Below are 23,674 nucleotides of genomic sequence, written 5' to 3' on the forward strand. Positions count from 1 at the left end.
GCCATGCCTCGCCTCGCTACGCTCCGCTTCGCCGGCCTGGCCCTGGCCGTCGGCGTCCTGTTCGCCGCGCCGGCCTTCGCCGCGCCGCCGCCGCCCGCGGGCGCCTCCGCGGCCAACCTGCCGAAGTGGGAACAGCTCAGCCCGGCGCAGCGCGAGCAGCTGATCGCGCCGATGCGCGACCGCTGGAACAACTCGCCGGAAGAACGCGAGCGCATGTTCGAACACGCCCGCCGCTGGCAGCAGATGAGCCCCGACGAACGCCAGAACGCACGCCGCGGCATGAAGCGCTGGGAGCATCTGAACCCGGAAGAGCGCGGCCAGATGCGCGCCCTGTTCGGCAAGATGCGCGGCCTGGACGACAACGCGCGCCGCGCGCTGATGGAGAGATGGCGCACCATGACCCCGGACCAGCGCCGCGCCTGGGTGCAGGCCAATCCGGCCCCGCCGAAGCCCGAGGGTGGGCGGCCGCCGCGGGATTGAATTTCGGGAATCGGGAATCGGGAATCGGGAATCGGGAATCGGGAATCGGGAATCGGATCGATTTGATTCGGCCCTGGCAGTCCACACAAGCGCGCATCGGTCGTTTAGTTCGAGCAACCTCATGACGTCGCAACCGGACCGTGCGTGTCGCGGCTTGCGCCGCTCCTACAGGGCTTGACCGCAGCCACGACCGCCCCCTGTAGGAGCGGCGCAAGCCGCGACCGCGCCACCCCACCCACCGCGTCACCGCACCTCATCTCGCAGCACACATCCAGGCCATGCGAGCGTGATCGCTTCAGACACGCCATCCCCTTAGGTGGGGATGCAGCAACACACAGCGCCACCGCATCGCTCAAAACTCACGGAAAACCCAATCGGCCCGCCGCAAAGCCTCGCCACCCCCGAACCACCTAGCGCAACACCCCGCTTGCATCCCCCGCCGCCACGCCATCGAGCCGCACCGCCAACCAGGCGATCGCGTCCTGCAACGCCTCGAACCGGGTGTCTTCGCCGCGATGCGGCTCGCGATAGCCCAGCACCTGCCAATCCCCGCATCGCGGATCGAAACTCAGGCTGAAAGCCGCGCGACCGCGCTTGAGCTCATCGGCATCCACTAAATCGCCCTGCGCCGGGTCGAACAGCAATATGCGCGAATTCGACCAATGCCGGTCGCTGCGCACCGCGAACCCGCGCATGCGCAACTGCGACAGCGCATCGGCGAGCGCGTCATGGCCGCGGCCGCGTTCGTTGCGAAGCGCGTTGATGCGGCGGCCGACTTCCAGCGCGGCCTCGTGCAGGGAATCGAAATCTTGCGCTTCGCTCTGCGCCGCGCTGCCCACGACCTGCCAGCGCGCGCCGTCCTGAGCAATCAGAAAGGTGTCGTGATGCAGATCGAGCACCGTGCCCGGATCGTCGGGCCCGCGACGGCCGGCCCCCAGCACCACGCGTTCGGCTTCGCCGGCGATGCCGATGTGGCCGGGCCGCTCGGCGCCCGGCCAATGCAGGAAACCCTGGTCCCTGAACCAGGCGATCGCGTCCTCGCGGGTGACGATCCGCTTCACCGATCAGGCGGGCGCCGCGCGCTCCGGCCACACCGTCTTGGTCAGCAGTTCGTCGTTCCAGTCGAAATTCACCGCGCCGTCGTTGACGAACAGGCTGACGAAGTTGAACACGTTGCGCGCATACATCTCGCTGGCGTGGACCGCGCCGCTGCTGGCCAGGTTCAACGGGCCGGCGACGGTCACGCCGTCGACGTCGATGGTTTCGCCGGGCTGGGTGAGTTCGCAATTGCCGCCGGTTTCGGCGGCCAGGTCGACCAGCACGCTGCCGGGCTTCATCCCGCCGATCATCGCCGCGGTCACGATCTTCGGCGCCGGACGCCCCGGCACCGCGGCGGTGCAGACGATCACGTCGATGTTCTTGAGATGCTCGCCGAGCCGGCGCTGCTGCTCGGCGCGTTCTTCCTCGGTGAGCTGGCGCGCGTAGCCGCCCTCGCCCGCGGCGCTGACGCCCAGGTCGAGGAACTTGCCGCCGAGCGATTCGATCTGTTCGCGCGTTTCCGGGCGCACGTCGAAACCTTCGACCTGCGCGCCCAGGCGCTTGGCGGTCGCGATCGCCTGCAGGCCGGCGACGCCGGCGCCGACGATCAGCACCTTGGACGGACGGATCGTGCCGGCCGCGGTGGTCAGCATCGGAAAGAAGCGCGGCGCCAGCTGGGCGGCGATCAACACCGCCTTGTAGCCGGCCATGCCGGCCTGCGAGCTGAGCACGTCCATGGCCTGCGCGCGGGTGGTGCGCGGCAGGCGTTCGAGCGGGAAGGCATTGAGTTTGCGCGCGACGATCGCCTCGCCGCGCGCGGCATCGCCTTGCGGCTGCAGCAGGCCGATCAGCGCCGCGCCTTCGCGCAGAGTCGCCAGCCGCGCCGGGTCGGGCGCCTGCACGCACAGCACCACTTCGGCGTCGGCCACGGCCGCGGCCGCGTCGTCGGCGAGTTCGGCGCCGGCCTGGACGTAGGCATCGTCGGTGAAGCTCGCCGCGCGGCCGGCGCCGCGCTGCACGCGCACCCGCGCGCCACGGGCGACCAGTTTCTTGCAGGTTTCCGGCGTGAGCGCGACGCGCTTCTCGCCTGATGCGGTTTCGCTCGCAACGCCAATCGTAATGCCCGACATGCTCCGCTCCGTACCCCGTTCACCGCATCGTAGCGGAATGCCCGGCGGCCGTGCGATCTCGGATCGATGACGGCGGCGGCGCGAGGGCGCGGAAACGGATTGGGGTCACATCGCGGGGTGAAGCTGGGTGCCTGGGTCGCCTGATCCGTCCGGCCGCCGCGGCCCGCAGGTTTCGCGGGAAGGGCTTGAGCCCCGACGCGGTCCGATCAGGTCCCCACAACAATCGATGCGATCGGAGCCCAAAGCGTCGGAGCCGAAAGCCACCCCACAAAAAACTTCGGGGCTTTCGTCCCGTCGTGGTCGTGCTTTTCGTGACACACCCATCGCCGAGGTCCGGCATCGACGGCTAACGCAGCCGCTGAACGCCCGACAGCCCGCGCAAACTCAGATCACCCGATCCAGATGCCGGCGTACCTGCCGCATCGCCTCATCGAACGCGGTGCGTTCGGCGCCGACCAGCAACCGACCGGACGCCGCCAATACCGCCAGTTCCTCCGCCGACGCCACCAGCGCGCGTACGCCGCGCCGGTTGACCAGCAGGAAACGCGAGGTCAGCGGACTGACCCAGGCGACCTTGACCGCGACGGTCTCGCCCTGGGTATTGGTCAGGCGCAGCCAGTCGCCCGGCTCGAGCTGGCGCATGCGCTCGGCCAGCAAGGGATCGTGCGCGCCGGAACCGTCGCCGCCGGCCATGTACAGGCGGCGCTCCTCGGCGATGTCTTCCTCGACCTCCGACGCGCTCGGCGGCGCATGTTCGTCGCGCTCGCTGTCCGGCGTCGCCAGCGCCCGCACCAGACCGGCCATGCCGTGCTGGGCCGCGCTGTCGTCCAGGCCCGAACTGGCCAGGCACTGGACGATGATCGGCTGCAGCGCCAGCAACTGATCGGCCAGTTCGCGGCCGCGGTTTTCGGCGGCAAGCTTGTCGGCCATCACCAGCGCATCGCCCAGCGCCAGCGCCTGCGCGCGGCGCTTGGGATCTTCGTTTTCGCGCAGCAGCACCTGGACCATGTGGTGACGCCACGGCGTGGCCAGGAAATCGGCCACCGCCTGGGTCAGCCGGCCTTCGCCGATGCGTTCGCGCACCGCCGCGTCGGCCTGGCTGCGCGCCGCGCCGAGGCGCTCGCGGCCGTAAGTGGCCTTGGCCGCGCGCTGTTCCTGTAGTTCGATCCGGCGCCGGTGCTGCGACAGCAGCGCGTCGAGTTCGGCATGGGCCAGTTCGAACACCGCGAGGTCTTCGTTGTAATCGGAGACGATGCGCTGCGAGATGTCGGAGGCGCGCTCGAGCAGATCGCGGTCCTGCGGGGTTTCGCCGTCGTTGCCTTCGCAGGCTTCGGTGATCGCGTCTAGCAAGCGCCGCGCCGGGTGCTCGCGTTTGACGAATACCTCGTTGTCGGTCAGCGCGACCTTGACGTACGGCATCACCAGCCGCGCATACACGCGCCGGGCGCGATCCTGCAGGGCGTGGTTGCGGAACAGCGAATCGAACAGCAACGCGACCAGATCGATCGCATCGTCCTCTTCGGCGCTGAAGCAGGTCTGGTCGGGATTGAAGCCGAGCCGGCGTGCGCCGTCGAACAACTGGTCGCGGATGGTTTCGCCCAGGCGTCCGGACACCGCCAGGGCGCGCGCGTACGCGTCCGGCGGTTCGGGCTGCAGCAGCGAGGCCATGCCAACCACTTCGTCGATGCGCAGTTCGCGCCGCGGCGCCATCGAACGCTGCGGCGCCTGGCCCGGCGGCAGACCGCCGGCCTTGACCATGCCCTCGCGCCAGGCGTGCAGTTGCGAACGCAGCTCGGCCAGTTCGCTGGCCATCGCCGCCACATCGGCCTGCGATATCTGCGGATTGTCGTGACCGCCGGCATGCGCGGCGTGGCCGTCGCCGCCGTAGCCGCCGCTCGCGGCGGAATGAGCGTTGTAGTCGTGGGGCACGGACGCGGCAGCCTCGCGATGCGGGACGGTGTCGAACACGCTGTCGAGCGTGTTGCGGTCGCGGCGCTCTTCGGCCGCGCGGGCCGGCGCGACGGGCGCGCCCGCGCCACCCATGCTGACCCCGTAACCGGCCGTCGCCATTAGATTGTTGACGCGGCCGTACAAGTCGCCGAGCAGCCGCGCGAGTTCGTGTTCGTACTGACGGAACAGGCGCAGGCGCAGGCTTTCGTTGACCTGCGCCTCGCTGTAGATGGCGGTGAAGGCCTTGACCAGCCGGTACGGTCCCAGCGGGTTGTCGCCCTCGGGCGCGCCCATCGCCTGCGACATCATCTGCAGGCGGCTGCGGATCATTTCCAGCGGGCGCTGATAGCGCAGTTCCAGCGCCTCGGTCAGGCGCTCGCCGTCCAGATCGAACGCCAGTTGCTGTTCGCCGACCAGTTGCAACGGCGAGCCGCCGAGCCCGCCGACCACGCTGCCGGGCTGGCGGAACGCGTCGAAGCCGTGACCGACCTGCTGGCGAAACGCCATGACATGGCTGGCCTGTTGCTGACGCAGGATCCACAATGCGGCCTGGTCTTCGTAATGATGATTGCGACCGTCGCCCTTGAGCGAGTCGGCCTTGAGCGCTTCCTCGATCGGTCCATACAGGGTGCCCGGCAGCCCCCCGAGTTGCTCGAGCGTCTGTCGTTTGATTTCTTCGAGCACGCGCGACGGATCGCTGCGCGTGGTCTGAACGACGCCGTGCAAATGACCGGACACGTACGGAGTTCCCCCTGATGGATGCGGTCGCGTCTGTTTGCGACGGCCACGGTCAGGATAGTGCCTAGATGCGACCATTTATGTGTCGCCGTTCATTTTTGTGACCGAGGTTCAACTTACTTCCATGCCCTCCGCCTCCCCCGACTTGCTCATCGCGCTCGACAGCCGCCGATCCGTCCCCGCCAAGCAACTCACCGCGCCCGGACCGGACGAATCCACCCTTAAACGTATGTTGGCCTCGGCCGTGCGCGTGCCCGATCACGGCAAGCGCGTGCCGTTCCGCTTCCTCACCATCGAAGGCGAGGCCCGCCACGCGCTGGGCGAACGCGTCGCCGCGCGCGGCATCGAGGTGTTTCCCGACGCCGGCGAGGCCGCGGTCGAAAAGGATCGCGGCCGCTATTCCTCCGCGCCGCTGATCGTCACCGTGATCGCCAGACTCGGCCCCGACGAAAAAATCCCCGAGTTCGAACGCGTGCTCACCGTCGGCAGCGTGTGCTTCGCTTTATTGCAGGCGGCGCAGGCGTTTGGCTTCGGCGCGGTCTGGCTGACCGGCTGGCCGGCCTACGACGAGCAGGTCGCGCGGTGGCTGGGTCTGCAGGCCCACGAACGCATCGGTGGCTTCATCCATATCGGCACGCCCAAGCTCGATGCGCCCGAACGCGAGCGGCCCGATCCGCTCGAGTTGACCCAAGCCTGGTCGCCGGCCTGAGCGCCGCGTGTTTGAATGAGCCCATGAACAACGCCGCACCCACACCGGTTTATCTTGTCGACGCCAGCCTGTACGTGTTCCGCGCCTGGCATTCGATCCCCGACGAATTCCAGGACGCCGAAGGCTGGCCGACCAACGCCGTCCACGGTTTCGCCCGCTTCCTGCTCGAACTGATCGAACGCGAACGCCCGCGCCATATCGCGATCGCCTTCGACGAAGCGCTGGACTCGTGCTTCCGCAACGCGATCTATCCGGCCTACAAGGCCAATCGCGATCCGGCGCCGGACGCGCTCAAGCGCCAGTTCGTACATTGCCAGGCGCTGTGCCGCGCGCTCGGCCTGGCGGTGCTGTCGGATTCGCAGTACGAAGCCGACGACCTGATCGGCAGCGCGATCGTGAGCATGCGCGGCCACGGCTACCGCGGCGTGATCGTGTCGGCCGACAAGGACCTGTCGCAATTGCTCGACACCCACGACGAACAATGGGACTTCGCCCGCGGCCAGCGCTGGGGCGCCGACGGCGTGCACGCGCGCCAGGGCGTGCATGCGCGCCAAGTCGCCGATTACCTGGCCCTGACCGGCGACGCGGTCGACAACATTCCCGGCGTGCCCGGCATCGGCGCCAAGACCGCGGCCGCCCTGCTCGCCCACTTCGATACCCTCGACGCCTTGCTGGCGCGGGTCGAGGAAGTCCCGTTCCTGCGCCTGCGCGGCGCCGCCAGCGCCGCGGCGCGCCTGCGCGAACACCGCGCCCAGGCCTTGCTGTGCCGGCAACTGACCACGATCGCGCTGGACGCGCCGCTGGGCGACAGCAGCGGCCACTTCGTGCGCGGCCAGGCCGACGCGGCCGGCCTGCTGGAACTGTGCGACCGTCTGCGCTTCGGGCCGATGACCCGGCGCCGGCTGCACGAAGCGGTCGGCCTGGACTTCGCCGCGTCACAGGTTCCGTCGTAGCATCACCCGCTCACGGCGCGGCGCGCCACGGCACCGACCGACCCCGTCCCGCTGCGGTACGCTGAAGGCATGAACGCGTCGCCGCGCGGCCGCGGCCGGTTCCGGCCGGCCCCGCCGCGACGCGCCCCACTTTCAGCCACGGCCAAGCGCCTCGCCCCGCCGCGAGACGCCCCTGCGAGGAACGCAATGACGTCAGCCGACCACACCGCGCACGACCAACCGATCGAAACCATCTACACCGGCCAGTGGCTGCGCATGATGCGCCGCGGCCATTGGGAATACGCCGAACGCACCCACGGCAAGGGCATGGCGGTGATCATCGTCGCCGTCACCCCCGCCGACGACATCCTGTTCGTCGAGCAATACCGCGTGCCGCTGGGCGCGCGCACCATCGAAATGCCGGCCGGCCTGGTCGGCGACGACCACGACCACGACACCCTCGAATCGGCCGCGCAACGCGAACTGATCGAAGAAACCGGCTGGGACCCCGCGCGCGTGGAAGTCCTGCTGACCGGCCCGACCTCCGCCGGCATGAGCAGCGAACGCATCGCCTTCGTCCGCGCCACCCAGCTGCGCAAGGTCGGCGACGGCGGCGGCGTGGCCGGCGAAGACATCATCGTCCACCAAGTCCCGCGCGCCACCGCGCCGATGTGGCTGATGCAGAAACAGGCGGAAGGCTACGAACTCGACCTCAAGCTGTGGGCGGGGCTTTGGATGATTGAGCGGAATCCGGATGGGTCGGCGGTGGGCTGAATCGAGCCGGCCGTCCGCTCGGCTGCTATCGATTCGCCGCGCAACCGGCGCGATCAAGAGCGCGACGCGCCTCGATCGAAGTCAGGATTCGTCCTGTCGCGTCAACACGCAGACCGACTGCCCCAGACAGCCGTGGCCTTCGACCTGCCGACCGTCGCTCCAACGTATGACACGGTCCAGCGCGATATGCGGCAGATGCCCATCCTGCAGTTCGAGCACCGTCAGTCCGAGATCGTGGGCGAAGCAATGAATCATGTCGCGATCCATGAACTGGTTGAGCACCTTGTCGGGCCGGTCGTCGCGCACTGAATGCTCGAAGATGAACCAGTGCGATGGCAGACGGTACTCAAGGAAAGAGAACACGATCTTGCCGTCGGCCTTGAGCACACGCCGGGCTTCGCGCAGGTAGCGATAAGTCTCCTCGTGCTGCAGATGAGTGAAGACCGAAAAGAACGTGATGAAATCGGCCGATCCGTCCGGCTCGGGTATCGTCGTTCCTGGTGCGCTGTAGAAACGCCAGTCGTCTCGTCCGCACAGCCGTTGCGCATACTCGTACAGCTCCGGCACCACATCCAGCCCGACCAGTTGGCCGGTCAGGTAGTCCTTGAGCTGCACCGCGAGCCGGCCGCTGCCACAGCCCACGTCCACCACCGTGTGCCCGGGCGAAAGACCCAACTGTTTGAGCAGGCAGAACTCCAACACGCCCACCGTCTCGAAGTCGCCGCCCACGGCCAGTTCCATCGCGCGATCCAGGTCGTGGTTTTGCAGCAACGACCGACTCTGCTTGAGATAACTGGACAGGAAATGCGGGAGTTTCATCGCCGGCTCCATAAGCGCGACACAGGATGAGGGGCATTCAAGGCGACACCCCCGGCTTGCGGCCGAACAGCGCATGCGCGCTGGCCAGTTCGGTCGACGCCTGCGCACTCAGATCGATCACAACAGGAAGCGTTTCGAGCGACTGCGGCGATGCCAGCAGTTGCGCGACCGTCATCGCCTCGAATGTTTCGCGCAGTTCGGCAGGCAGGCCGGCACGATAGCTCGACATGAACCAGTGCAGCGCCCATATCGGCCGCATCGCGCCGTAGATTTCGACCCGGCACTCACCCAGTGACTCGAACAGGCTCGCCAGTCCCTGCCGGGTCATATTGAAGTAGTGATGCGGATAGCCGTGCAAGGGCTGCAGGAACGGCGCCACGCACATTAATTCACCGCCCGGCTTAAGCACGCGCACAAGCTCGCTGGCCGCGCGGAACGGGTCCTTGACGTGTTCGAGCACGTTCATGCTCATCACCGCATCGAAGGTCGCGTCCGCGAACGGCAGCCGCTCGGCGGCGGCGAGCACGTCGGTGCTGTCGTAGTCCACGATTTCGCAGTTCACGACATTGCGGAAATACACGTTGCGCAAGCCGGCGCCGCAGTCCAGTACCAGGCCGTCCGCATGGCGATCGATCAGCGCTAAGGCTTCATGGTCGTACGCATGCGAACTCACATTGTTGGTTGCGACAAGGCCGAACTCATCGCGTACCCCTTGATCGATGAAGTCGAGACGATCCGCCCTGTCGCCACAGGCCAGATTCGCGCGAAGCGAAGGACGCAAGCGATCCAGTTTTTCCGCTCGCCAGCCCTTGGGAACCTCAAGACGCACGCAGCGTCGTTCGTCGCGGCCGAACGCGATGAAGTGCTCCCAACCCGAAGCGCATACACCCGACTCGACCGCGCGGGCGATATCCGGGTTGGCCCGCAGGTACGCGGCCTCGTCGAAATTCACGTCCGTGGCGACGACCATGAGCTCCAGGCGATCCGCGCGGATCGCCTGACCCATCGAAAGAGAATCAGTCATTTCCGTGCCCGATCACCGGTTCGAACGGCATGCGGTCCAGATACGCCGGGAAATCGAACTCGAACCGGTAACGCTTGCGCACCGCTTTGGCGATCTGCTCGACAGTCTTGCCCTTGAGCAGGAAGAACGGTGTCTCGCGCTTACGCCCGCACGAGGAAAAATAGTCGTAAAACTTGAAACCGGCTCCGACCACGCCATCGGATAACTGCATCCAGCGATTTGGAACCCCCAACGAATCGCAAGCGATCAAGCCATGCAGCGAACTGGACAAGCAGGTCTCGCAGTCCTGGATATCGGCAATCACCTGATCGATCCCGGCCTGGATATCGATTACTTTCACTCCATCCATCTTGCCGAACAACGAGACCAGAGGATGATCTTTCTCCACGTAGTGGGGGATCAGGCCGAGCTTGTACTTCGGCACCACGAATTGTCGCGCGCAGCCCAGATACCGCACGAACAGGCCCAGGTCGCCATAGACCTTCGGGCAGGCGATGCCATTGCCCTCCAGCACCGCGCGGCTCAAGTTACCGCGCACCGAGACGATCCGCTTGGGCTTGTGATCCACGTACAGGCATTGCTCGGCGAGCATGAAGCCCGCTCCGAGCACATTGCTGTGTTGATTCGCCAGCGAAAGAATCGATCCCACTACCACCCAGCTTTCCATGCCGCGCTCGACCTCCGGCACATGCTGGCACTCGATGCCGAACAACTCCCCCAGCAAGCGCTCGGTCAGATCGTCGCCGAAGTTGCCCTTGAAACCGACGGTTACAATGCGCCGTGCTGGTCGATCAGTAGGCATGGATGTCACCACGACCGGCGAGGTAAGCGGCCCATTCCGCGGAAGGAATCCGATTGTCACGCATCCACGGCAAATGCACCGCGACGAACTCCCCAGCCAATCTGTAGCTGCCGGGCGTATCCATGCAGGAGAATCGCCCGTGCGGACGCATGCGATCGACTTGTTGCTTGAACCGGTCGCGATCGTAAAGCGCGAACGTCGTATCGACGGGCGCCCGATACACCTCCAGGCCAGTGGCCGACGGCACCCGCTCCTTCCAGAACTGCGCCTCCCAGGACTGGATCGTATATAGCTGCCCGCCGATGCTGAAATCCGCGCGGATCATGTCCGCGGGCTGCGAAATGTCCAGCGCCAGCCCGACCTTGATGGCGGACAAATCGTCCAGCACGGCGTCCATAGTGTCGATAAACCCGCTTTTGAGCTGCGCCGAGAACAACAGGTCCGCGTCCGTATACGCGAATCTAGGGGGAAGCAGTTCGAAGAACCGCGACAGAAAGAACCAGTGCGGGCCGTTGTTGTCCGCCAGCTTGACGACCGGGTAACGATGCTTCAACTCGTCCAGCAACGAGAGCAACTCGGGCGAGGTCGACGCCTGATCGATGATGACGAGGTTATCGACCCCGAGCGCCGACAACTGGTTCACCATCATTCGCAGATAGCTGGGCTGGTTAAAGGAATTGATCACGACTGGAATGGAGCCGGCTGACATGCTCATGCCCTTCCGGCGCGATGCCGCGCTGCGAGGGCCGCGGCTTGATAGCGTCCACGCACCACCCTGGTTTCCAGCGATGCCACCCCCGCGAGCTGCGAGAAGGAGTTGCTGGAATGAATGCGATAGAAGTACAGGTCCTCCGGAACGTAGATTGGATCGGCAAGCAACGAAGCACGCAGGATGAAGTCCCAGTCGTGGCAATACTTCAGGTCGCAAAACGGCCCGACCGCATCGTAAAGATCGCGATGGAAAACGAAGTTTCCGGTGGATATGGCGAAATTTGCCCTGAGCAGGTCCTGCGCCGGGTCGATGCTGTTCGCATATACCTGGTCGGCGAGGTGGAAAACTCCCGTCAGTTCACGAGGCAGGGCGACGGGCGACATCAACCGGCCATCATCGTCGATCGGTACCACGCGGGAAAACGCTAATCCACCTTCACGACTGATCAGGCGATCCACCAGCCTGCTCAGGCGCGAAGGATGAAACAGGTCGTCCGAATTGAGCACGGCGATGTACCGGCCCGCGGCCATGGCGCACCCGCGGTTGATGCTGGCATGGGCGCCGGAATTGGAACCATTGGATACGAAACTCATGCCACGAAAGCGCGCGGCGACCGCCGAACGCCCCGCCCACAGTCCAATCGCGCTGGCCGTGTTGTCCGGCGATGCGTCGTCGACGACGATCAACTCGACGTTCGGATAGTCCTGGTCGAACACCGACTGCAATGCCGGCACGACGAAAGACTCGTGCTTGTAGGCCGGCACGACCACGCTTACCAAAGGCAGACTGCGTGGATCACACGACACGGATCACCCCATCGGCATAGTTCAACGAGAACGACTCCGCGGCGACCTGTACTATGCCGATCCTGTACTCACCCGGTTCCAGCCGGGTGATATCCACGTAGGCGCGGAAGCCGCTGTAGCGGGTCGAGGACGCCGACAAGCCGCTGAACGCGACCACGACGTCTTCGCGGACTTGGCGACCGAAGATCGGTGCGTAGTTGCGCCCCTTGCCCTTGAGCGATTCCATGACCAGGTACGAGACGGTCCTGTTCCCGACTTCGACCTCTGGATGAACGCACCAGCCTTCGACGAACAGATCGGCCGACCGGCGAACCACGACCACCTTCATATCGCCCGCGAGCGCGCCGATACGATCGAAATTGGCGCGCGCTGCCGGGACCAGCGGCAGGAAGTCCATCATGTACGGAACCGTGTCGCTCATGACCGTTCCGCCGTCGGTCAAACCGTGATTGCGGGAAATCAGGCGCTGCGCATGCGCCTCGATACGCTCGGCGTGTGCAAATCGTGCCTGTATTTCCGCCAGCCAGTCGTGCAGATCGTCGCCGGACAGGCCGCCCTTGGCTTGCGCGTACTGAATCAACGTCTGCCACTCGCTCAGACCGGACAACGCCCGCATCGTCGCTTCCAGATACGCGCGCCCGTGCTTGACATCGGGTTCCAGGTGAGTGCCTTCCGCCCACTCGTTCCACGCGTTGATGAAAACCAGCTGCTCCTGCGGAACATGATGGTCCCGGGTCCACTGAACCGCGGCGCGCATCCAAAGTTCGTAGGCAGCGGGAGTGGCCTTGTGGAACATGTGCGCTTTGTTCTTTCGGCGCGCCGAGTTGTCCCAGGACAGCATGACCCCGCGATAACGCTTGTAGCCCGGCTGCGGCGCGACGAGTTCGTTCTGAACTACTTCTTCGTAATCGAAAACATGCCCTTCGAAGTCCTTGTCCAGGCCTTTCAGCGAGGCGGCGATTTCGCTGGCGCTTATGCCGTGCGGCGGGAACTGCACTGAGGAATCGAATCCGATGGAGTACGGGTCGTTGAACCCGAACGACTCCACCGCACATAAATGTATGTGCGGCAGACCTTCCTCAGCGCAGATTCGCCGCCACACGTCCGCGGTCGCCTTCATGTCCGGGAACAACGTAGTGCGGTAGATCAGCAACAGCGGAGCGCCGGCGATGGTGATGTAGCGCGGGTCCTTGAGGATCGGAATGACATCGCGGATGAAGGCGATATCGTTGCCCTGGGTGTGTTCCTGCTTGAGCAGCACCTCATGTTCCGATCCGTCCCAACGCCTTGACCAGGTTTCGTTGGCCCAGCAGATGCAGAACGGAAAATCTGGCGAGCCCGAACTGAGCATGTCGTTCAACGGGCGCTCGAGGATCCTGCGTCCGGCGAACCAATAGTAGTAGTAGCAAAACCCGTGGATGCCGTGCTCTCGCGCCAACCGCGCCTGCGCTTCGCGCACCTCGGCCAGGCGCAGGTCGTAGAAACCCAGCTCACCGGGAATTCGCGGCTGATAGTGATCCTGGAACGCCGGCCTGGCCTGGGTGACGTTGGTCCATTCAGTGAAGCCCGGCCCCCACCATTCGTCGTTCTCGGGCACCGGATGGTATTGGGGCAGGTAGAACGCGATGGCCTTGACCTTGGCATCGCTGGTTGCGGGCAACGCCAGTTCCTCGACGTAGCGATCGACTTCTGCGCGTATCTGGGTTTCTGATTGCGGAACAGATCTGGCGCGCATGTGGGCACCGACGGCCTTGAGGTCCACCTCCTGCCCAGGCAGGAACGGTAGGCACGCGGATGCGTCTTCTATCTTGAAGACCAGGGGGATCGACTCGGCCTGTTCGCCCTGAAGGCGGGCGGGAATCTCGAGCAACGCTACCGGATAGGTGAAACCAGACTTCGCGGTCCGGCCCAGCAGAGCCGCGATATCGGCCCGGTTCTCGGTGCAGTAGGCCCGACCCAGCAATTCATCATCGGCGTATATGCCGATCGACAGCATGCGACCGGTATCGCTGGCATCCACCGCCCAGCCGGTGATCTCATTGGAATGCTTCAAGCCCTCCACGCAGCCGAAGAATCCATCCGAACTGATCCGGTCGGCCGCGGCCGTTACGGTTTTCAGCAATTGCTTTGCGCTCTCTTTTTTGCTGTTCATTAAGGTCTCAAGCTGACAATTGGTTCAAGTGCGCTCTATCAGTGCGGCGGCGGCCAATCCGAGCGGCAGAGCCGGCCGATCGGCACGCCCGAGGGCGCTCACATACAGCTGGGTCGGCGACCAGTCCACGCCCTGGCCGCCCGCCCCGCTCACCGTTAGGCGGAACCCGAATCGTCCCTTGGCCCGCCCGAGGTGCAACCTGACATCGACGCGATCGATGCGTTCGAAATCTCGGATCTGGTGCTCGCGCCCATCGATTTCGACGCATAACGCCTCGACTTCCTCGCCGCCAGCCCCCATCGCCCACCCTTCCAGTTCCAGGCCGCTGGCGTGCGTGCGTATGCGCTCAACAAGGCCGGTCGAGCCGCCGAACAACATTGGATCGTAGTCGGCCAGGGCTTTTCGGACCTGCACGTCGGCTCGCGAAACCAGCTCGCGATACTGCTGGATCGCTTCGTCGATGCCGCCGAAGAAATGCATTGCTCCCTTGTGCAGCACCAACCCCTTGTTGCACATATCATTGAGCATCGAGGTGTTGTGGCTGGCCAGGACAACGATGTGGCTGCCTTCAAAACGCGTCACCATCCGTGCCTGCGCGCGCTTGAGAAAGGCCGCATCGCCGGTGGCGATCCACTCGTCCATCAACAGGATGTCGGGCTGGATCGCGGTGGAAATCGCGAAACCCAGACGCATGCGCTGGCCAGACGACAGCGTGTGCAGGCTTTGATTGGCGTATTCGGTCAGGGCCGAGAAGTCCAGGATGTCGGGCAGCGAAAATTCCAGCTGCCTGCGGCGCAGGCCCATCGCCGTGCCGCGCAGGATCACGTTCTCCGCCACGGTCGCGTACTCGGAAAATCCGAGAGTGGCGTTGAGCAAGGACTGCATATCACCGCAGGACTCGACATGGCCTTGGGTGGGCGGGAACGCGCCGTTCAATACGCGCAATAGGGTGGTCTTGCCGGCCCCATTTAGCCCCATCAAAGCGATTCGGTCGCCGGGCTGCGCGGCGAAACTCACGTTTTTCAACACTCCGCGATACAGGCGTGAAGCGCGAGCGAGCGAAGCACGGAAGCCGCTGTTGCCCACACCCGACCGCAGCCGCTGAAGATCCAGCGGAAGTTCCAGATTTACCGAATGCACACGCAGATAAGCACTCACGACAAAGTCCTCAAAGCCACAGCGGAACGCGGCGTGCGAACGCCTGGTAGGCAACCGGCGCGGCGACGAGTCCGAGCACGGTGGTCGCAACCAGGTAATAGATCGTCAACTGCTCCAGGGGTTCTCCAAGCAATGGCGCGCGCACCGACGCGAGCAGGTGATGAAATGGATTGGCGCGCATGAACGCGCCCTGGATCGTCCCGGCCGGCGCCATGTCCGGATACCACACCACCGGCGTGATCAAAAATGACGCCATCATCGCGCTGCTCATGAACTCGCTTAGGTCGGGAAAGCGCGCACCAAGCAGCGACAGCAAGACCGAATAGAAGAACAGGTTGACCAGCACCGCGGCCATTCCGAGCATGGAGCCCAAGATGCCCAGCCACTCGAACTGCTGCGACGCGAATACGGCGACCGCCACCACCGGCAGCGCCAACAGGAAATAACAGAACGATCGGTTGATCATCCTGAATATCAGGTCCGTCAGGCGCAGGCTGCCGTCGTATATGTACGGCTTGAAACCGCTGAAAACGGCCGTCGCATCGCTCAGGACGGTCATGATGAAGCGAAACACCACAAACCCCACCGCAACGTGTGCAAGGAAGTCCTGGGTATTCGCGCCTGGCTGCAGCGCGCTGATGAATCCTCCGATGCCCCAGATGTAAACAGCGATCGGCACAAACACCCATGACAGCCCCAGGTAGGTCTTCCTGTACTTGGTCACGATGTCCAGCCAACTTCCGTACAGCCAGTGGTCGGGCCGGCGTAAGCTCTGGCGCAAATGAAAAAACAACAGATTCATTGAACTACCGGCATCGCAGTGAGAGTTGAAGGCTTTTGCGCAACTCGGCTCGCCGGGTTGCGCGGCGGAAACGCCAGCTCGAAATGCAGGCTATTGAGCGACAGGTTCGGGTTGTAGGCAGGATCGTTGAGGAGCAGGTCGCCCCAGCGCTGGCGCATGATGTCGGTCTCAGCACGAAACCTCGCGCGTTTTTCCGGCGTGTTCTCGTGCCCGCGACTCGCCGATTCGTGGTGGTACAGCTCTGCGAACGGCGTCCATACGTTGCGATAGCCACGCTCGTGGATACGCAGGCACAGGTCGATGTCGTTGAAGGCGATGGCCAAGCCTTCATCCATGCCGCCGACCTCGTCGAACACCTCGCGCCGTATCGCCAAGCAGGCGCCGGTGACGGCGCTCATGTTTTGCACGACACCCGCGCGCCCGAGGTAACCGTTGCTACCGCGACGCAGGTGGACGTGGGCATGGCCGGCAACGCCGCCGACGCCTAGGATCACCCCCGCGTGTTGGATGGTGTCTCCGGGGTAGTACAGCATGCCGCCTACGGCGCCGACTTCGGTGCGCGTAGCATGCGACACCAATTCGTCCAGCCATCGGGCGGCGATTATTTCGGTGTCGTTATTGAGCAGGCACAGCACGCTGCCCGCTGCCTGGCGCGCGCCATGATTGATGATCGCGGAAAAATTGAAAGTGCCCGGATACTCGATAACGCGGACACGCTCGCGCGTTCGGAGCTGGTTGAGATAGGCCAACGCGGACGGGTCGGTTGAGCCGTTGTCGATCACCAGTATTTCGTACGAACGATAGGAGGTCCGCTCGAGCAAGCTGGCGATACACTTCTTCAACAGGTCGGCGCGATCCCGGGTCGGCACCAATACGGATACCTGGGGCGGTTCCGCGCCGAGTTTTCGCACCGTGCGGTAATAGCCATGCTGCGTCACCTCAACGCTCGCATCCACGCCGGTGCGGCCCAGGTGATCCTCGATCGCGCGTCGGCCCGCATCCAGTGCGTAGGGCTTGCTGCCACCGCTTTGCGCCGTGGATTCGCCGCTCGATCGCCAGTGATAGAGCACCTTGGGTACATGCACGATCTGATCAGGCCGAATGCGTTCGACGCAACGCAGAATCAGATCATGGTCCTGCGCGCCTTCGTAGCCGGGACGCAATCCACCCAGCTCACGCACCAGTTCGGCCTGGATGACTGTGAAGTGACAGACATAGTTCTGTCCACACAGCAGATCCGGATTCCAGGCCGGCTTGAAGTGCGGCTCGTAGCGATCACCCGATTCATCGATCTTGTCCTCATCGGAATACAGCAAGCGCACCTCGGGGTGCTCGCCGATCGCCCGCGCCATTTCGCTCAGCGCGTCGCGATGCAGTTCGTCGTCATGATCGAGAAACCCAAGAAATTCCCCGCGCGCCAGATCGATCGCGTTGTTGCTCGCCTCGCAGATATGCCCGTGGTTCTCGCGGAAATGCACGGCGATGCGCGTTTCGCGGCTGGCGTAGCCGCGCAACAGGCGCTTGACCGCGCCCGAGGAGGACGCGTCGTCGGCGATGCACAGTTGCCAGTTCGGATAGGTCTGGGCGAGAACGCTGTCGATGCAGCGCCTGAGCCACGGCAGCGGCGTGTCGCGCACCGGCAGCACGATCGAGATCAGCGGGCCGTCGCCGCCCGGGTCGGGCGATGCCGCGCCCGGGCGTTCGGACAGATGGCCGCCGAACCGGGCCAGCCACTGTTGATACGAATGCGCGCGCTGGCGCAGCGTGCGGCGATAGCGTTGCGCGAGCAGTTCGCCGCCGGCGCCGACCTTGCCGCGCAAGGCCCGGCTGAGGAACAGCGCGAACGCGATCAGCGCGTCTTCCCACAGCAGTCGCCGGGTGATGCGCTGGATGCCGCGCAGCATTTCGAACACCGCGCGCACGCGGGAAATCGGTTGGAAATCGAACCGGCGCAAGCCGAAGCGCGCGCTGCATTCGGTCGGATCGAAACGCAGCGCCAGCAGCGACGGGCCGATGACGATCACCGTGCGCGAGCGTCCGTTCGCGCTCGGATCGGCCAGGTCGATGCGGATGGATTCGTTCAGGCCGCTGCCGTAATCGGGGTACAGGCACGGCGCGACGATCGCGCCGTCGTCGACGTCGAAATCCACCGTCACCAGATACCAGCCGGTCGCCGGCAGCGCGCCGTCCTGCGTCGCCCGCACCTCGAACTGAGGATCGTCACCCTCGGCTATGTAGCGAGACCGCGCGCCGGACGGCTCAGGCTGTTCCAGCAATTGCTGCAACGGCACCAGCGCCCACGGCTGACCTGGCCGATGTAGTGAACTGTTCTTCGACATCCCCTGCCCCGCACCCTCGTGACCCGGACGCACCGCGTCCGCCCCCACTCAAATCGCCGCCGGCGAAATCCCCGCATCGCCGCAGCGTTAAAAACTCATAAAATATTTATTCTGATTAGAGAATCACACTCTGATCAGAGAAATGTCAAGCAAGCGGCTGGGGACCGGAAACGGCGCGTCGGCGAGGGTATTTCGGCTGAAAAGTAACGGTGCGAAGGGCGCGCGGCCGGGCTTTACCGGTTTGCTGTGCCGCGATTCGCGCGAAATTCAACGATGGCCTGTCGAGCAGGCCACGCGTACGCACATTAATTGCGCTGTCTGCGACGCGAGTGGCTCGAAACGCGACGGCGCATGCCGGCCTTGGGCCACGAACGCCGGGCGCGAAAACCGCGACACACCGGCGCGCTGCGATGATGCGGCCGCTATCGCGACCACTGACGGTGTCGCCGGCAGCGTCGGGCCGAAGCCCGACACCGCGGTCACGTACGCGATTGCAATCGATCAGGCGAAGCGGTCGGTCGCCTGCACCAGCGCGTCGATGTTTTCGATTTCGAACGCCGAATGGCCCGAGGCCGGGGTGATGTTGAGCTCCGCCTTCGGCCAGACCTGCTTGAGGTCCCACGCGTTCTGCAGCGGGCAGACCACGTCGTAACGGCCATGCACGATCACCCCGGGGATGTCGGCGATCTTGTGCGCGTCGCGCAGCAACTGGTCCTCGACTTCGAAGAAGCCGCCGTTGACGAAGTAGTGGTTCTCGATGCGGGCGAAGGCCAACGCGAACTTGGCGTCTTCGTGGCCGCTGACGAAGTCCTGGTCGACATGCAGGAAACTGGTCGCGCCTTCCCACACGCTCCAGGCGCGCGCGGCGTCGAGCCGGGTCTGCTCGTCGTCGCCGGTCAGGCGGCGATGGAAGGCGCTGATCAGGTCGTGGCGTTCGACCGGCGGAATCGCCTTGAGGTAATGCTGCCACGCATCCGGGAACAGGCGCGAGGCGCCTTCCTGGTAGAACCATTCCAGTTCCCAGCGCCGCAGCATGAAGATGCCGCGCAGGACCAGTTCGGTGACGCGTTGCGGATGAGTCTGCGCATACGCCAGCGACAGCGTCGCGCCCCACGAGCCGCCGAACACCTGCCAGCGCTCGATGCCGAGCCGCACGCGGAGTTTTTCGATATCGGCGACCAAATCCCAGGTTGTATTGCCGACCAGATCCGCATGCGGCGTGGAGCGGCCGGCGCCGCGCTGATCGAACAACACGATGCGGTACTTGGCCGGATCGTGGAAGCGCCGCATCTTCGCGCTGCAGCCCGCGCCGGGACCGCCGTGCAGCAGCACCACCGGCTTGCCGTTCGGGTTGCCGCACTGTTCGTAATACAGGCTGTGACGATCGTCGACCTGGATCGTGCCGGTGTCGAAGGGTTCGATCTCGGGATAGAGCGTGCGCATCGCAGGTCTCGCAGTCGGGGATGCGCCAGTTTACCGGGCCGGACCGGCCGGTCGCGTGCGTATGTAGCGGTTGGGGCGCGGATCGTCGCGTCGACGGGCCCGCCCTGGCTGCGGGCGACGCTTCAGCCCGGAGCGCGTCGCGCCAGGCTGACCCGGTCGCGGCCTTCCCAATCCTGCTCGGTCGCCACCTCGATCAGCCCCGCCGATTGCAACAACGCGCGCACCACCTCGCCCTGCATCCATCCATGCTCGATCAACAGCCAACCGCCAGGCCGCAGATGCGAAGGCGCTTCGCGGGCGATAGTGCGGATCGCATCCAGGCCGTCTTCGCCCGATGCCAGCGCGTTGGCCGGCTCATAACGCAGATCGCCCTGGCGCAGATGCGGATCGTCGGATTCGATGTACGGAGGATTGCTGGCGATCAGGTCGAAATGCTCGCCGGCCAGCGGCGCGAACCAGTCGCCTTGACGGAATTCCACGCGACCCAGCCCCAACGCCGCGGCATTGCCGCGCGCGACCTCCAGCGCCTGCGCGCTGACGTCGACCGCGATCACCCGCGCCGATGGCCGCTCCATCGCCAATGCCAGCGCGATCGCGCCGCTGCCGGTGCCCAGGTCGGCGAGCGTGAGCGCGCCGGATTCGGGCAACCGCTGCAAGGCCAGTTCGACCAGCCGCTCGGTTTCCGGGCGCGGAATCAAGGTCGCCGGCGTGACCCGCAGATCGAAGCGCCAGAACCCGCGCGAGCCGGTCAGGTAGGCCACCGGTTCGCCGTCGGCGCGGCGGGCGATCAGCTCGCGCACCTCTTGCGCCTGTGTGTCGTCCAACACTTCGTCGGCATGCGCGAACAACCAGCTGCGCGACTTGCCGAGCGCATGGCAGACCAGCAATTCGGCATCGGCCTCGTCCATCCGTTGGCGCGCCTCGCGCAGCAGGGCATCGATGCGGGTCATGGGCGGCGCGGACGGGATCGACAGGAAGGGGCGCCATCGTAGCGCGATCGGTCGCTCGTCCGGATTGCGTGGGCGGCGCGAATCGGCACGCACGACGTCGGCTCACGAATCGTGACGCGCGAAACTGACGCGCGCTCCGAGCGAAGCCGACGGCCGCGCGAAACCGTGCTGCGACGCAACGCACCGCTTCGGCGATCTGTGCGCGGCGTCGAATCCTCGCGGCCGCGCGCGAACAGGCACAGCGCCTTGATTGCTCAGGAAAAACTCCGCGACCGTAACGCGTTTAAACGAATTTACCCGTTTTAAATCGATCCAAATATTGACACGCCCAAATCCGCGCTCGCACTGTCGCCCCCGTCGCCGCACGGCGACAAGGACTGCGTTCCTGTGATGCGCAAGCCATCGCGACGTGGGAACGCGCATTGCCGCCATTGCGTCGCCGTCGACGCTTATCGCAGGGGATCGCTCCATGTCGAAGTCGCACCAGCAACCGTCCGCCACCCTCCGCCGCCTCGCTCCGGCCTTCGCCGCGTTGACGCTCGCCCTGACCGCGCCGGCCGCGATCGGCGCCGAATCGGCGATCTTCGGCGGTGGTCCGTTCTATTCCGGCGGCCAGACCGTGATCAACGACCTACGCAACTCGGGCTTCACCACGGTGTTCCTGTGGAGCATCCACATCGAGGACAACGGCGATCTGGTCTACAACGACATCCCGATCGTCAAGAACGGCGCGTACGTCGGCGCCGACGCCGACTGGCCGGCGCGACTGGCGACGCTGAAGACCGCGCCGACCTCGGTCAAGCGCGTGGAAGTCTCGATCGGCGCCTGGGGCGTGCCCGACTTCGAACGCATGGCCAAGCTGGCCAACGGCACCGCCGCCGGCTGCGGCACCACCGTGGTCTGCGGTACCGGCAGCGGCAGCATCCTGTACCGAAATTTCCAGGCGCTGAAGACCGCCACCGGCGCCGACGCGGTGAACTTCGACGACGAGAGCCATTACAACGTCGCCGACACCACCACCTTCGGCCAGATGCTGGTCGGGCTGGGCTACAAGATCACCTTCGCGCCCTACACCAATCAAAGCTTCTGGAAGGGCGTGAAAGACAACCTGGGTGCTTCGGTCGACCGCATCTACCTGCAGGTCTACGACGGCGGCGCCGGCAACAACCCGGCCACCTGGAACACGGCGATGGGCATGACCGTCATGCCCGGCCTGTGGACCAAGCACGGCAGCGGCTGCAGCGCCGGCGACAGCCCGGCGCAGGTCAACACCCGCATGGCCGGCTGGAAGACCAGCGCCGGCATCAGCGGCGGTTTCCTGTGGCTGTACGACGATATCCAGGCCTGCTGGGCGCAGGGCACGACCGCGCAATACGCGGCGGCGATCAACAACGCGCTCAGCGGCAACACCGCGCCGGTGGCCAACTTCGGCGTCAGCATCAGCGGGCTGACCGCGAATTTCAGCGACTCCTCCAGCGACGCCGACGGCAGCATCGCCTCGCGCAGCTGGAACTTCGGCGACGGCGGCAGTTCCACCGCGACCAATCCTTCGCGCACCTACGCGAGCGCCGGCAACTACACCGTCAGCCTGACCGTCACCGACAACGGCGGCGCCACCCATACCAAGACCCAGACCGTGTCGGTGGGCGCGGGCAACGTCAACCTGGCGCTCAACAAACCGGTCACCAGCTCAGCCGCGTGCAACAGCAACGAATCGGCGGCGAAGGCGGTCAACGGCAGCACCTCCGGCGGCACCACCGACAAGTTCTGCTCGCTCGCCTCGCCGGCGTGGCTGCAGGTCGATCTGGGTTCGGCCCAGACCGTCAGCGGTTTCACGGTCAAGCATGCCGGCGCGGGCGGCGAGTCGACCAGTTGGAACAGCAAGGCCTTCACCATCCAGACCTCGAGCAACGGCAGCACCTGGAGCACGCCGGTGAGCGCGACCGCCAATACCGCCAGCACTTCGACCCATGCGATCACGGCGACGTCGGCGCGTTACATCAAGCTCAACGTGACCACGCCGACGCAGAATGGCGATCCGGCCACGCGGATTTATGAGTTCGAGGTTCGCTGAAGGTTGGGATATGGGCCGGCTCGCGATGCAGTCGCGGGCCGGCTTTTTCATGGGGTCTGGATTCGGCTTGATCGAAGAGCGTAAGGCTAAAGCCGCGCCTGAAAAATCGTCGCTATGGCGAAGTTTGGTTCTTACGTGGCTATTGCGTACTTGCCGTTCATCCGCCTGGCTCCGCGCGCCAGCACCCGTCTGGCTTCACCTCCGCCTTTAGCTCGGCTTTTGGCTCAAGCGTCGGTATCGAAACCTACGATGCAGCTCAGTTTTCGCGGTCGCGGCTTGCGCCGCTCCTACAGGTAGGCCATGTCGCTTTTGCTTGGGCTTGAGGCAGCGCAGTTCATCCAGCGCTGCGAGGCTTGTAACTCGCGTTAGCAAAAGCACACCCGTAGGGTGGCGTGCAGGATGCACGCCGTGCGCCACCGGGACATGGATGTCCCGTGTGGCGCATGCCCGCGTCAGCCTCGATCTTGCGGGCCCTTGATTCACAAAAAAGCATTTTTCTTTGGTTACCTTTCTTTTGTTGCTTTAGACAAAAGAAAGTAACCCGCCGCTTCAGCGGCGGAACGCTTTTGATCCTGCTTGCAGCTTTAAAGGCTTCAAAGCTTTAAAGTCTTCAAAGTTTTGAAGCTCTAGAGCTTTTGAAGCCAGAGGCAAGATCAACAGCTTTCGTCCGCAAGCGGCCGAGTTACTTTCTTTTGTCTAAAGCAACAAAAGAAAGGTAACCAAAGAAAAACGCTTTTCTTTGAATCAAGGGCCCGCAAGTGCGGTGCTTCCGCGGGCATGCGCCACACGAGACATCCTGTCTCGGTGGCGCACGGCGCACATCCATGTGCGCCGCCCTTCGG

Annotated in this window: 20 protein-coding genes; 6 read left to right on the plus strand and 14 right to left on the minus strand. The window is 64.9% G+C overall.

The window, feature by feature from the left end; translation table 11 throughout:
• The first annotated feature begins 3 nt into the window (after positions 1-3).
• Entirely contained in the window at positions 4-480 is a 477-nt protein-coding gene (locus IEQ11_RS18555) for a DUF3106 domain-containing protein (RefSeq protein WP_096415317.1), read from the plus strand.
• A 410-nt stretch (positions 481-890) separates the two neighbouring features.
• Here IEQ11_RS18555 and IEQ11_RS18560 read toward each other — a convergent pair whose 3' ends face one another.
• The 3 genes from IEQ11_RS18560 to IEQ11_RS18570 all read right to left on the minus strand — a co-directional run bounded on the left by IEQ11_RS18560 (position 891) and on the right by IEQ11_RS18570 (position 5,336).
• Positions 891-1,541, minus strand: a complete 651-nt coding sequence (locus IEQ11_RS18560; RefSeq protein ID WP_191823085.1) for a hypothetical protein — start codon at positions 1,539-1,541, stop codon at positions 891-893.
• A gap of 3 nt (positions 1,542-1,544) precedes the next feature.
• Entirely contained in the window at positions 1,545-2,648 is a 1,104-nt protein-coding gene (locus tag IEQ11_RS18565) for an NAD(P) transhydrogenase subunit alpha (protein ID WP_057922349.1), read from the minus strand.
• Positions 2,649-3,032: 384 nt separating this feature from the next.
• Positions 3,033-5,336: a DUF1631 family protein gene (locus tag IEQ11_RS18570; protein WP_160329674.1), complete on the minus strand. Its 2,304-nt coding sequence runs from the start codon at positions 5,334-5,336 to the stop codon at positions 3,033-3,035.
• Positions 5,337-5,460: 124 nt separating this feature from the next.
• Here IEQ11_RS18570 and IEQ11_RS18575 point away from each other — a divergent pair, with 124 nt between their 5' ends.
• From IEQ11_RS18575 to IEQ11_RS18585, 3 genes are all read left to right on the plus strand, one after another.
• On the plus strand, positions 5,461-6,045 hold the full coding sequence (locus IEQ11_RS18575; RefSeq protein WP_191823086.1) for a nitroreductase family protein: 585 nt from the start codon (positions 5,461-5,463) through the stop codon (positions 6,043-6,045).
• A gap of 23 nt (positions 6,046-6,068) precedes the next feature.
• Entirely contained in the window at positions 6,069-6,998 is a 930-nt protein-coding gene (locus IEQ11_RS18580; RefSeq protein WP_036114387.1) for a 5'-3' exonuclease, read from the plus strand.
• Positions 6,999-7,184: 186 nt separating this feature from the next.
• A complete protein-coding gene (locus tag IEQ11_RS18585; RefSeq protein WP_191823087.1) occupies positions 7,185-7,751 on the plus strand; it encodes an NUDIX hydrolase in 567 nt (188 codons plus the stop codon).
• Between the two features lie 81 nt (positions 7,752-7,832).
• On the opposite strand, the gene IEQ11_RS18590 is transcribed toward IEQ11_RS18585, so the two are convergent.
• From IEQ11_RS18590 to IEQ11_RS18630, 9 genes are read right to left on the minus strand one after another with little or no spacing between them, the layout of a single operon-like run.
• Positions 7,833-8,570 (minus strand): class I SAM-dependent methyltransferase, encoded by a 738-nt coding sequence (locus tag IEQ11_RS18590; protein WP_096418513.1) that lies wholly within the window; start codon positions 8,568-8,570, stop codon positions 7,833-7,835.
• A gap of 37 nt (positions 8,571-8,607) precedes the next feature.
• A complete protein-coding gene (locus IEQ11_RS18595) occupies positions 8,608-9,576 on the minus strand; it encodes a class I SAM-dependent methyltransferase (RefSeq protein WP_191823088.1) in 969 nt (322 codons plus the stop codon).
• Between the two features lie 10 nt (positions 9,577-9,586).
• On the minus strand, positions 9,587-10,396 hold the full coding sequence (locus IEQ11_RS18600; protein ID WP_191823089.1) for a polysaccharide pyruvyl transferase family protein: 810 nt from the start codon (positions 10,394-10,396) through the stop codon (positions 9,587-9,589).
• A complete protein-coding gene (locus IEQ11_RS18605; protein WP_157754118.1) occupies positions 10,386-11,111 on the minus strand; it encodes a hypothetical protein in 726 nt (241 codons plus the stop codon). The genes IEQ11_RS18600 and IEQ11_RS18605 overlap by 11 nt, the downstream gene beginning before the upstream one ends.
• Entirely contained in the window at positions 11,108-11,914 is an 807-nt protein-coding gene (locus tag IEQ11_RS18610) for a glycosyltransferase family 2 protein (protein ID WP_484502700.1), read from the minus strand. The genes IEQ11_RS18605 and IEQ11_RS18610 overlap by 4 nt, the downstream gene beginning before the upstream one ends.
• Positions 11,904-14,066, minus strand: a complete 2,163-nt coding sequence (locus tag IEQ11_RS18615) for a glycoside hydrolase family 99-like domain-containing protein (RefSeq protein ID WP_191823091.1) — start codon at positions 14,064-14,066, stop codon at positions 11,904-11,906. Before IEQ11_RS18615 ends, IEQ11_RS18610 begins: the two co-directional genes overlap by 11 nt.
• A gap of 24 nt (positions 14,067-14,090) precedes the next feature.
• A complete protein-coding gene (locus IEQ11_RS18620) occupies positions 14,091-15,224 on the minus strand; it encodes an ABC transporter ATP-binding protein (protein WP_157754120.1) in 1,134 nt (377 codons plus the stop codon).
• 10 nt (positions 15,225-15,234) lie between these two features.
• Entirely contained in the window at positions 15,235-16,026 is a 792-nt protein-coding gene (locus IEQ11_RS18625; RefSeq protein WP_191823092.1) for an ABC transporter permease, read from the minus strand.
• Entirely contained in the window at positions 16,023-17,930 is a 1,908-nt protein-coding gene (locus IEQ11_RS18630) for a glycosyltransferase family 2 protein (protein ID WP_247024600.1), read from the minus strand. The genes IEQ11_RS18625 and IEQ11_RS18630 overlap by 4 nt, the downstream gene beginning before the upstream one ends.
• Before the next feature lie 30 nt (positions 17,931-17,960).
• Here IEQ11_RS18630 and IEQ11_RS18635 point away from each other — a divergent pair, with 30 nt between their 5' ends.
• A complete protein-coding gene (locus IEQ11_RS18635) occupies positions 17,961-18,347 on the plus strand; it encodes a hypothetical protein (RefSeq protein ID WP_247024602.1) in 387 nt (128 codons plus the stop codon).
• A gap of 519 nt (positions 18,348-18,866) precedes the next feature.
• Here IEQ11_RS18635 and pip read toward each other — a convergent pair.
• Both pip and prmC read right to left on the minus strand, forming a co-directional pair.
• Positions 18,867-19,808 carry a prolyl aminopeptidase gene (gene pip, locus IEQ11_RS18640; protein WP_046657689.1) on the minus strand — a complete coding sequence of 314 codons (942 nt, stop codon included), beginning with the start codon at positions 19,806-19,808 and terminating at the stop codon, positions 18,867-18,869.
• Between the two features lie 122 nt (positions 19,809-19,930).
• A complete protein-coding gene (gene prmC / locus IEQ11_RS18645) occupies positions 19,931-20,758 on the minus strand; it encodes a peptide chain release factor N(5)-glutamine methyltransferase (protein WP_191823095.1) in 828 nt (275 codons plus the stop codon).
• 469 nt (positions 20,759-21,227) lie between these two features.
• On the opposite strand from prmC, the gene IEQ11_RS18650 reads away from it, so the two are divergent.
• Positions 21,228-22,832 (plus strand): PKD domain-containing protein, encoded by a 1,605-nt coding sequence (locus tag IEQ11_RS18650; protein ID WP_191823096.1) that lies wholly within the window; start codon positions 21,228-21,230, stop codon positions 22,830-22,832.
• Positions 22,833-23,674 lie beyond the last annotated feature (842 nt).

This window comes from Lysobacter capsici, assembly GCF_014779555.2.
Classification (GTDB): domain Bacteria; phylum Pseudomonadota; class Gammaproteobacteria; order Xanthomonadales; family Xanthomonadaceae; genus Lysobacter; species Lysobacter capsici.

Coding starts and splice junctions, on each gene's coding strand:
- IEQ11_RS18555 (WP_096415317.1), top strand. CDS start 4: ATGCCTCGCCTCGCTACGCTCCGCTTCGCCGGCCTGGCCCTGGCCGTC.
- IEQ11_RS18565 (WP_057922349.1), bottom strand. CDS start 2,648: ATGTCGGGCATTACGATTGGCGTTGCGAGCGAAACCGCATCAGGCGAG.
- IEQ11_RS18575 (WP_191823086.1), top strand. CDS start 5,461: ATGCCCTCCGCCTCCCCCGACTTGCTCATCGCGCTCGACAGCCGCCGA.
- IEQ11_RS18580 (WP_036114387.1), top strand. CDS start 6,069: ATGAACAACGCCGCACCCACACCGGTTTATCTTGTCGACGCCAGCCTG.
- IEQ11_RS18585 (WP_191823087.1), top strand. CDS start 7,185: ATGACGTCAGCCGACCACACCGCGCACGACCAACCGATCGAAACCATC.
- IEQ11_RS18590 (WP_096418513.1), bottom strand. CDS start 8,570: ATGAAACTCCCGCATTTCCTGTCCAGTTATCTCAAGCAGAGTCGGTCG.
- IEQ11_RS18595 (WP_191823088.1), bottom strand. CDS start 9,576: ATGGGTCAGGCGATCCGCGCGGATCGCCTGGAGCTCATGGTCGTCGCC.
- IEQ11_RS18600 (WP_191823089.1), bottom strand. CDS start 10,396: ATGCCTACTGATCGACCAGCACGGCGCATTGTAACCGTCGGTTTCAAG.
- IEQ11_RS18605 (WP_157754118.1), bottom strand. CDS start 11,111: ATGAGCATGTCAGCCGGCTCCATTCCAGTCGTGATCAATTCCTTTAAC.
- IEQ11_RS18615 (WP_191823091.1), bottom strand. CDS start 14,066: ATGAACAGCAAAAAAGAGAGCGCAAAGCAATTGCTGAAAACCGTAACG.
- IEQ11_RS18625 (WP_191823092.1), bottom strand. CDS start 16,026: ATGAATCTGTTGTTTTTTCATTTGCGCCAGAGCTTACGCCGGCCCGAC.
- IEQ11_RS18630 (WP_247024600.1), bottom strand. CDS start 17,930: ATGCTGCGCGGCATCCAGCGCATCACCCGGCGACTGCTGTGGGAAGAC.
- pip (WP_046657689.1), bottom strand. CDS start 19,808: ATGCGCACGCTCTATCCCGAGATCGAACCCTTCGACACCGGCACGATC.
- prmC (WP_191823095.1), bottom strand. CDS start 20,758: ATGACCCGCATCGATGCCCTGCTGCGCGAGGCGCGCCAACGGATGGAC.
- IEQ11_RS18650 (WP_191823096.1), top strand. CDS start 21,228: ATGTCGAAGTCGCACCAGCAACCGTCCGCCACCCTCCGCCGCCTCGCT.